General features: G+C 63.9%; 1 protein-coding gene. It reads right to left on the bottom strand.

Annotated elements, in window-relative coordinates:
• Positions 1-2: 2 nt before the first annotated feature.
• The gene (locus AC0L3X_RS47350; protein WP_080586857.1) at positions 3-266 is read right to left on the bottom strand and encodes a hypothetical protein; all 264 of its coding nucleotides are present in this window, start codon (positions 264-266) and stop codon (positions 3-5) included.
• Positions 267-654: the final 388 nt, after the last annotated feature.

Here is a 654-nt window from a genome sequence, read left to right as displayed (position 1 = left end):
CTTTACCGCCCCGCCCCAACGCGATTGACGCCGCCATTTGCATTGCCACCGGCGTTATGACGGACCGCAGCGCGCGCCACCGGACGAGGCCTCAGCACGACGCCTGCCCGGGCAACGCAACCCACCGGATATTCAACGTACTGGCAGTACACGACCGCCTGGGCTGGCGCTGGATTGAGAGTGACACCTGCAAGCCCCAACAGGGCGCTAGCAGCAATCCCGGCAACAGTCGCTGACTTGATCGAAAGACGCTTCTCCGGATGCATGTTGGACCTCCCTCTTCGCGCTTGCGTCACTGAAAGGTGACGGGAGCCGCCTCAGGTGCGGCTGAACATAGCGTGAGCGCTAAAGGATCGCTAACGTTGACGTAGATCAACGGAGGGTCTGTGCACTGTTGCCCCTCCCGGTGTCCGTCCTATGGCCCGGCGCTGGCGGCGCACTGGACGGCCTTTGCCGGGCCTTGGCGGTGCCGTTGGCCGCCTGTCGCCGTTGCGGTGACGTGCTGCCGCGCTCGACGGGTGATGAGGCGACGCCGCGCTAAGGGTTCTCCTCGCTGTGTTCTTCGAGCAGCTTCCGCGTAGCCTTGATGCGGGCGGAGACGTTCTGAAGCGTTGCGTCCGAACTGATACCTTGCGAATGCAGGAGCATCCACAG

The sequence above is a fragment of the Bradyrhizobium sp. MI1.7 genome (assembly GCF_055811795.1).
This window is presented reverse-complemented; position numbering and strand designations above follow the sequence as displayed.